The organism is Lactobacillus sp., assembly GCF_051873315.1.
Lineage (GTDB): Bacteria > Bacillota > Bacilli > Lactobacillales > Lactobacillaceae > Lactobacillus.
Map to the genome: position 1 here is coordinate 1 of NZ_JBJEES010000103.1, position 7,208 is coordinate 7,208.

A 7,208-nucleotide genomic window follows, 5' to 3' on the forward strand; every position below is an offset into this window, starting at 1 on the left:
TTTGCTTTTTTCGTCTGCCCTGCTGCCAGCAGCTGTCTACAGACTGGCGAAAGAGGGCAAGCTGGCCTGGATCAAGCTGATCAAGGCGGCAGGAATCTGCCTTCTTTTGACCATGAACTACTGGCTGCCCTTGGTCTATTTCGGCTTGACCAACCAGCTGCTTGCTCCAGGAAAAATGTCGCTGACAGGCAATGCCTTGCGTTTGTCGCAGAAGACAACGAGCAAGCTGACCGGCCTGGTCCTTAATTCAAGCACCAGAGACCAGCTCAGCCAGCTCATGTTTATCTTCTTTGCCTTGCAGATTTTGGCCTGCCTGCTTCTAGCCTTCGACCGGACATTTACCGGCCGCTTGAACCGGATCTTCACCCTGTCCGGGGCTGGGCGTTTGTATTTGAGCTCAGCTTTGGCTCCTTGGGATAAAATCGGCCAGGCCCTGCCATTTTTGGCCAGCTACTTGCAGTTCCCGGCCCGCCTGGCCAGTTTGGCCTATGCCTTCCTGCTTTTGGGGGCGGTCTTGACGATCAAGCAGCTGGAAGACCGGCATTTGGACTTGCAGCTGGGAGCCGTCCTTGCCGTAGCCTTATCCCTGCTCTTATTCTTTGACTTGCGTTATTTAAGAAATCAGATCTATACCAACGCGGTCAGAGGCTACATGCCTGGCGTTGCCCGGTCCAAGACGACCAGTATGGGCAGTGACAATGACAAGGATGACCGGCTTCTGGCCGGGCAAGCTGCTAAAAAAATGGACCCAGGTCTGTTTTTACAAAAAGCCCGCAAGACTGTGCCGGATTATTTGCCGGCTGGCGGGGGGGACTTTAAGCAGGTTGAAGCGGCTTACAGACAAGCAGTTCTTGGCCAGCATTTCTTTACGAAAAAGACTGCCGGGCAGACGGTTCAGCTCAACTGGACCAGTAGTAAAGACGGAGAAATCCGCCTGCCCCTGGTTCTGTACCGGCAGTCGAAGCTGACCGTAAACGGCCAGCAGGTCAAGGTGAAGCCAGGAGCCGGGGGCCTGGCGACTATTATGAGTTGGAAGGGAAAGAACACGGCCAGCCTGGCCCTAGAAATACCATTTTGGCTGCAGGCCAGCTTATGCCTGTCGCTTCTGGCTGACTTGCTGGCAGCCTTTTATCTGCTAGGCAATTGGCTGGGCAAAAGGCTGCAGGGCCTGGTCAACAAGGAATTGGAAATTTAGAAGGAAAGAGTAGTGAATAAATGCTAGATATTTTTAAAGCGGTAATTTTAGGTATTATCGAAGGGTTGAGCGAATTTTTGCCCATCTCTTCAACCGGCCACCTGTATTTGGCAGATTATGTTATCAAGCTGGGCCAACCGACCAGCTTTGTCAACATGTTCATGGTGGTCATCCAACTGGGCGCCATCATGAGCGTGGTGGTCCTTTATTTCAACAAATTGAATCCTTTTGCCAGAAGTAAGTCCGGCCCGGAAAAGCGGGCGACCTGGCTGCTCTGGTTTAAAGTGATTCTGGCGGTTTTGCCGGCGGTGGTTATTGGCCTGCCGCTGAATGACTGGCTGGACAAAAACATGACCAGCTGGCAGGTAATTTCCGCCACCCTGATCATTTACGGGATACTTTTCATCATTTTAGAAAACTTTTATGCCAAGCGGCAGCCAACGGTAACGAAGCTGAGTGACTTGAGCTGGCACTTTGCCTTCTTGATCGGCTGCTTTCAGGTTTTGTCACTGATTCCCGGCACCTCAAGATCAGGGGCCACTATTTTAGGGGCCATGCTGCTGGGCGCCAGCCGCTACGTGGCAACTGAATTTTCCTTCTTTTTGGCCATTCCAACCATGTTTGGGGCATCCTTGTTGAAGCTGGTCAAGTTCTTTAAAGCCGGGGGTGCCCTTGCCGGCAGCCAGCTGGCCATCCTTTTGACGGGGATGATCGTATCCTTCGTCGTTGCCTATTTGGCAATCAAGTTTTTGCTGAAGTACGTGCAGACCCACGACTTCAAGCCTTTTGGCTGGTACCGGATCATTTTAGGTCTGGTCGTCATTCTTTGCGGCTTCTTTATGTAGTGTATTAAGCCTATCGTGTATATCAAGTGTTTTAGTATTATGTATTAAGTGTTAGCTGTTGTATATTTGATTAAGTGTGTATTTTTTTCGGTATTTGCCTGGGGTGATGCCAGTGGATTCGGCAAAGGCCTTGGAAAAGCTGGACAAGTCCTGGTAGCCGAGTTCAGAAGCGATTTCTTCCAGCTTCTTGTTGGTTAAGCGGAGCTGATCTTCAGCCAGGTTGATCCGGATATTGCGGCGCAGGTGGACGAAGTCCATAGCAAAGAGCTTGCGGCAGAGGCGGGAAAAGTAATTCGCCTGGTAGCCGAAGTACTGGGCCGCTTCTTTTAAAGAGACCTGGCCATTCTGCTGGGTCAGGTAAGTCATAATAGCGCCAGATTGTGCGTCACGGTTAGCGTGGCGCACATTTTTTCTTGGAAAATTTGACCTGCTCTTGGAGATCTTCTGCCGGTGCTGGTGGAGCAGTTCAGTCAAAAGAAGGCCAGCCAGGCGCTGGACTTGGAAGTCGTCATATTCGTCCTTGTCTCTTTTTGCCAGAAGCTCAAGCAAATTGATATAGCCAGTGGTCATCCCGTCAGTCAGATTTTGAAAGACGATATAGGCATATTTGCCGGACTTGTCATTCATTAAGTCATGGATCAAGGCGTTATCGGCAACTAAGTACTGGTTAAGAGGGTCCGGGTAGGCCAAATCTATCTGGAGGAGGCGGAAAGAGGCAAAAGTACCAGCCCTGCTATTTTCAGCTAAAGGGGACAAGTGGACTTCTTTAAAACCAGTGGCGACGATGATGTCGAATTTTTTTAAAGAGAAGAGGCGCTTATCGGCTGACAATACGGCATCAGTCAAGCATTCCAGGAGGTCAATATGAAATGTATGGCTGCTTTTTCTAGCATAGGGGGAAGTAGTCGTGGTCAAGTCTTGTTCGCCAGCCAGGCGCTTTACGTTCAGCATAGCTAAGTCCTTTCACAATAAAGATATTTAAGCACAAATTTTAGGATAACTTAAGCGCTTAAATTGTAACACCTTTCCAAGTATGATGAAAAAGAAATCAAGAAGAAAAGCAATATTTTGAAAGGCAGGAAAAAAGCATGAGCAAAGAATACACGGTTGATTTGGTCGTAGCAGGTTGTGGCGGTACCGGGATGGCGGCAGCTGACGCGGGTGCAAGCCAGGGCCTTAAGACAATGGTTGTTGAAAAGCAGGCCCAGGCAGGCGGCAACACCAAGATCTCCAGCGGCTTTTTCGCCATTGACACCAAGGAGCAACGGGAAGCTGGTTTGAAGCTGTCAACGGAAGAAGCCATCCGGCAATTAAACGAGTACAACCACTACTTGAACAACGGGCCACTGACCCGGCGGATCGTGGAAAACGCCAAGCCGACTCTGGAAGAAATTGAGAGCCTTGGCATGGAGATCAAGCTGAACCCGACCAGCCAGACCACCCAGTTTGCCCACCTGGACAATCCATATGCCGGCGGTTCTTACCACATGTACCAAAACAAGCCTGAATCCTGGGCCAGAGTACAGAAGTCAGTTGAAGAAAAAGGCGTGGAATTTCTCTTTGGGACGACCATGCAGGACTTGCTGAAAAATGAAGCAGGGGAAATCTGCGGCTTGACGGCAGTTGACGAAAATGGTGAAGAAGTAATCGTTCATGCTAAGGCAGTCGTTGTGGCCACTGGCGGCTTTGGCGGCGACAAGCAGCGGGTAGCCAAGCTCATGCACACCGACCGGATGCGGGGCCTGGGCGTGCCAAACATGGGCGAAGGGATGACGGCTCTGGAAAAGGCAGGTGCCGTCAACATTGACTCTCATGCTCTGATCCACGCTTCTCAACTGGCCAAGTCCAAGGTAACCCAGAATACTTCTAAGAAGCACCTGGCGGGCTTTTCTGACAATCCTTTGACCCGGCTGCTTCTTACTCCTTTGATGTGGGTTGATCCAAATGGCCTCCGCTTTACCGATGAAAACACGGTTTACGATACGGTATTGTGGGCCAACGCGGCTTACAACGTAGGCGGGATGTACTACATCATCGTTGACACCAAGACCTTGAAGGAATACACCAAGGGAACCAAGCTGACTGTGTCTAAGGCAGGCCCTGGGGCAACCGACAAGCCAGGCGACTTCATTGAACTGGCAGAAGAAGCTGTAGCCAACGAAACGGCCTTTAAGGGCGAAAGCCTCAGCGACTTGGCAGAAAAGGCTGGTTTTGACGAAGATAATTTAGCCAAGGCTGTAGCTGACTACAATCAGGCAGTCAAGGACCAAGATGACAAGGCCTTTGCCAAGAGCAAGGAAAGCCTGGTCTACAGCGTTGAAGAAGGGCCATTTTATGCCTTTAAGGCCCAGGCAGCCTACCTGGGGACAGTTGGCGGGGTCAGAGTTGATGACCACCTGCGGGTCCTGGATGCCGACTTTAAGCCAATCAAGGGTCTGTATGCCGGCGGCGCCAACGCGGGCGGCTACTATGAAGGGCAGAGCTATCCGGCTTATGAAGGGCTGGCTTCTGGCTTTGCCTGGACTTCCGGCCGCCTGGCAGGTTTAGCCGCGGCAGAAGACTTAAAGAAATAGACAGGCGGTGATGATGATGACTGAAACAGTTACGGCAAAAGCTGATCAAGCTTATGTGTCCAAGACCAGAATCGGGGTTCTGGCGGTCAGTGCCATGGGGATGGCCGCTTTGGCGATTACGCCTTCTTACAACGCGATTGCCAAGTCTTTTGCCTTGAGCGCTACGGCGGTGCAGATGCTGACGTCACTGCCAAACTTGTTCATGATGCTGGCCGGCCTTTTGATGGGGAAGTTGACGGCTGGCAAGATCAAATTGAAGAATTTGACCATAGTGATGATCATTCTCTGCTGCGTGGGTGGGCTTTTGCCTCTGTTTTATCACGGCAGCTTCGCCTTCTTGCTGGTTTGCTCTTGTTTGGTAGGTTTGGGTCAAGGGGCCTGCACCAATTTGTCACAAGTCTTGATTGCCAGCATGCTGCCGGCAGCTGAGCGGCAGAGCACGATGGGCTTGACTACGACTTTCACCAATTTAGGGGGGATCATCTTTATCATGGGTGGCGGTTCCCTGGCCAGCAAGAGCGGCTGGGTGGCCAACTACTGGATCTATTTGTTCGCGGTACTGGTATTGATTACCGTCCTGGCCTTGGTTCCTTTGAACCCGCTTCCGGTTGATGACGGGCAGGCAGGAGCAAAGACCGGCAAGATCAAGCTGAACAAGTATGTTTTTGGCTGCGCCAGGTGGGCTTTTTGCACCATGCTCTTGAACAATGTTTTGAACAACAATATTTCTTTGTTTGTGGCTGAGGAGAAGCTGGGGTCAACCGCGCAGGCGGCACTTACGTCAACTATTTCCTTGATCGGGGGGATGCTGTGCGGCTTTATTGTCGGTAAGATTGGGAAGAAGTTCCCGCATTCGACCATTGCTTTAGCCTTCTTCCTGTACGGTCTGTCATATATTTTGATTGGCCTCTGCCACAATTTATTTGGGATTTTTGCCGGGAGTTTTGTTGTCGGAGCAGCGATGAGTATTGCCATGGGGCAGTTTGCCTACTTGATTTCAATCGTGGTTGACCCGGTCAGCACATCGATGGCGCTCGGGGTATACCAGGCGATCAACTCCATCGGCGGGGTGGTCAGTCCTTTTGTAGTCAATAGTTTGACGGCGGTATTCCACGTTAACGCATTTGTAGTGAGTGGAATTTTGGCTTTGCTTTTAGCAGCAGTTGCTTTAGGCAGCAAATTCCAGAAGAAGCTGCTGGCTTTTGCAGGGATGTAGCGGCTTTTTAGAAAAAAGCAAGAAAAAATTTGGATTTAGACCGAGAAATAAGGGATCTTCCGTGGGAAGATCCCTTATTTTATTAGCAAAAGGTTACGATATTATAGTTTCTCTATAGGGAGAAAAGTGGATTTTGGTGGCGCAAATAGCGGCACAGCAAGAGTGTAAACGGTTGCGTAAATAAGAGGTGGGGTAAGTAAATTAGTATAATCATAGTGTTAAAAAATGGTTTATGTTGTGTTATGATATTTAGCAGGTTATAAGACTATAGACTTAAATCAAACTTAGACTATAGCTTAGAAGAGAAATTCAAACAGAAAGAGGAAGAAATATGTTGTCCAAGAACAACCGGAAACTTCAAGAACGCAAGCTTGAACAAAAGCAGCGTTTTGGTTTTAGAAAATACAGTTTCGGTTTGGCATCAGCCTTAATTGGTGTGTCATTCATGCTGACTACTGGGGGTACTGTTTCAGCGGATACTACTACTCCAGCTGAAACTGCTGTAACTGCGGCTGCTACTACGAGCAGTGAAAATACGAGCACGTCAGGGGATGCAACTAGCACTACTGCCAGCTCAGAAAGTACTGATACTAAGAACTCAGAAGCAACTGATACTGCTTCAACGACTGCTACTACTGACAGTTCAAGTACTAGTGACAGCACTGCGACTACCAGCTCAGAAAGCACTGACTCAAGCGACAAGTCAACTGCAACTGACAGTTCAGATACTAAAACTGAAAGCACTACTTCAGAAACTAGTGACAGTAAAAGTGAATCCACTACTACTGATTCAGCAACTGACACGGCTAAGACTGCATCCACTGAATCTACGAACAGTGAAAATAAGACTGAAACTGCAACTAGTGACTCCAGTGCAGATCAGTCAGCTAGTTCAGCAACTTCTGACTCAACTTCAGAAGCAACTACCTCGTTAAAGGCTACTGCTACTGCAGCAACTACGGACGCTTCAACTACTACTGCAAGTACCTCCACTACTACTGATGATGCTGCGTCTGCAGAAGGCAAGCTTACTGACGAAGCTAAGGCCAAAGGCTTAACTGACAGCGATGTTTCCCCTGAGATGAGCGACGCTAATGGAGCAAGTCTTAAACAGGATAGTTCAAAGATTCCATCCGGCTACAAGGCTGATCCAACTGAAGGGCGTTACACTTTTGGGATTCTCAGCTTAGGGCCAATCGATACTAGTGGTCTTACCAGTTATAACCAAACGTATGGAACAAATTACTATATCCGGGTATCAACAGCAGCTCAAGCTACTAACGGAGTATATGACGACACTGTTTATATTCAATTGGTTGATGCAGATCAAGACACAGTTCTTTGGGAAAGCTCAGCCAAGCCGGGTGATTTAAACAAGA

General features: G+C 49.3%; 5 protein-coding genes and 1 pseudogene. 5 read left to right on the forward strand and 1 reads right to left on the reverse strand.

Annotated elements, in window-relative coordinates; genetic code table 11:
• A pseudogene (locus ACI32D_RS06140) lies at positions 1-1,195 on the forward strand (hypothetical protein); the annotation flags it as partial.
• A gap of 20 nt (positions 1,196-1,215) precedes the next feature.
• The gene (locus ACI32D_RS06145; protein ID WP_439775724.1) at positions 1,216-2,040 is read left to right on the forward strand and encodes an undecaprenyl-diphosphate phosphatase; all 825 of its coding nucleotides are present in this window, start codon (positions 1,216-1,218) and stop codon (positions 2,038-2,040) included.
• Between the two features lie 51 nt (positions 2,041-2,091).
• On the opposite strand, the gene ACI32D_RS06150 is transcribed toward ACI32D_RS06145, so the two are convergent.
• Positions 2,092-2,991 carry a helix-turn-helix domain-containing protein gene (locus ACI32D_RS06150; RefSeq protein WP_439775725.1) on the reverse strand — a complete coding sequence of 300 codons (900 nt, stop codon included), beginning with the start codon at positions 2,989-2,991 and terminating at the stop codon, positions 2,092-2,094.
• A gap of 137 nt (positions 2,992-3,128) precedes the next feature.
• Here ACI32D_RS06150 and ACI32D_RS06155 point away from each other — a divergent pair, with 137 nt between their 5' ends.
• From ACI32D_RS06155 to ACI32D_RS06165, 3 genes are all read left to right on the forward strand, one after another.
• Entirely contained in the window at positions 3,129-4,613 is a 1,485-nt protein-coding gene (locus ACI32D_RS06155; protein ID WP_439775726.1) for an FAD-dependent oxidoreductase, read from the forward strand.
• 16 nt (positions 4,614-4,629) lie between these two features.
• On the forward strand, positions 4,630-5,829 hold the full coding sequence (locus ACI32D_RS06160; protein ID WP_439775727.1) for an MFS transporter: 1,200 nt from the start codon (positions 4,630-4,632) through the stop codon (positions 5,827-5,829).
• Between the two features lie 331 nt (positions 5,830-6,160).
• A partial coding sequence (locus tag ACI32D_RS06165) for a YSIRK-type signal peptide-containing protein (RefSeq protein WP_439775728.1) occupies positions 6,161-7,208 on the forward strand: 1,048 nt, incomplete at its 3' end.

Coding starts and splice junctions, on each gene's coding strand:
- ACI32D_RS06150 (WP_439775725.1), bottom strand. CDS start 2,991: ATGCTGAACGTAAAGCGCCTGGCTGGCGAACAAGACTTGACCACGACT.
- ACI32D_RS06160 (WP_439775727.1), top strand. CDS start 4,630: ATGACTGAAACAGTTACGGCAAAAGCTGATCAAGCTTATGTGTCCAAG.
- ACI32D_RS06155 (WP_439775726.1), top strand. CDS start 3,129: ATGAGCAAAGAATACACGGTTGATTTGGTCGTAGCAGGTTGTGGCGGT.
- ACI32D_RS06145 (WP_439775724.1), top strand. CDS start 1,216: ATGCTAGATATTTTTAAAGCGGTAATTTTAGGTATTATCGAAGGGTTG.